Raw genomic sequence first — 771 nt, 5'->3', positions numbered from 1 at the left:
CAGCAATTAATGCAGATACACTCAATAACTTAGCATTAAGTTTGGTGTAGTAGCCTAATGCTTCAGAAAGCGGAATTGATTGAGAATCCACTCTATTGCGAATCGAAGTAATTTGGTTGAGACTTTGGCTGATTTCAGTATTCAGACGCGCGATCTGCGATAAGCCGATTTCTTCAGACTGCCAGTACTCGGTTCTTTGATTGCGTTTGCTGTCTGCGTTAATTCTTTGTGCTTTTAGCTCACTGCCAAACTTGTTTCCCTGTGACCCGATAAAACCAGCCGTCATACCACGCTCTTTCTGTAACTCGTGCACCAACTCACTGTACACAACCGACAAACGCGTAAGTTGGTTTAATGACGACATTTCACTGGTGGTTTCTACGCCTTTTGAAATGGCAGAAACACTAAGCCATAAAAACCCTAAGATCGGTAAGATAAGCAAAGCGATGATTTTTTGCTTAAATGACATATCGGTTAAATTCATTATTATTTCCCTAACAACTAACAAATCTTCTCAGTCATCGAATTTGGCTTCCTTCTAACGGGTGCGCCTTAATTGTGACTCTATAATTATTCAAGCTGACCTATGTAAACCATGACCTAACTACACAGTTCAGCGCAGAGGACGTTAACATTTAACCTTATAAAACTCATTGGTTTATGAATAAAACTGTTAACTATCTGACTTAACCAGACGAAAAATACGTGTAACAACATTTCTCTGACGCAGTGACTAAAAATTGACACGCACTGCATAATCACAAAGTGGTA

At 39.4% G+C, this 771-nt stretch carries 1 protein-coding gene; it reads right to left on the bottom strand.

What is annotated here, in order from left to right; all coding sequences use genetic code 11:
• On the bottom strand, window positions 1-484 hold a 484-nt coding region (locus tag AB4496_RS28750), incomplete at its 3' end, for a nitrate- and nitrite sensing domain-containing protein (RefSeq protein WP_372133505.1).
• Window positions 485-771: the final 287 nt, after the last annotated feature.

Origin of the sequence: Vibrio sp. 10N.222.46.A1, assembly GCF_041473595.1 — a bacterium.
Taxonomy (GTDB): domain Bacteria; phylum Pseudomonadota; class Gammaproteobacteria; order Enterobacterales; family Vibrionaceae; genus Vibrio; species Vibrio tasmaniensis_A.
The sequence above is the reverse complement of the archived record's forward strand: the minus strand, read 5'-3'. Positions and strand labels throughout refer to the sequence as shown.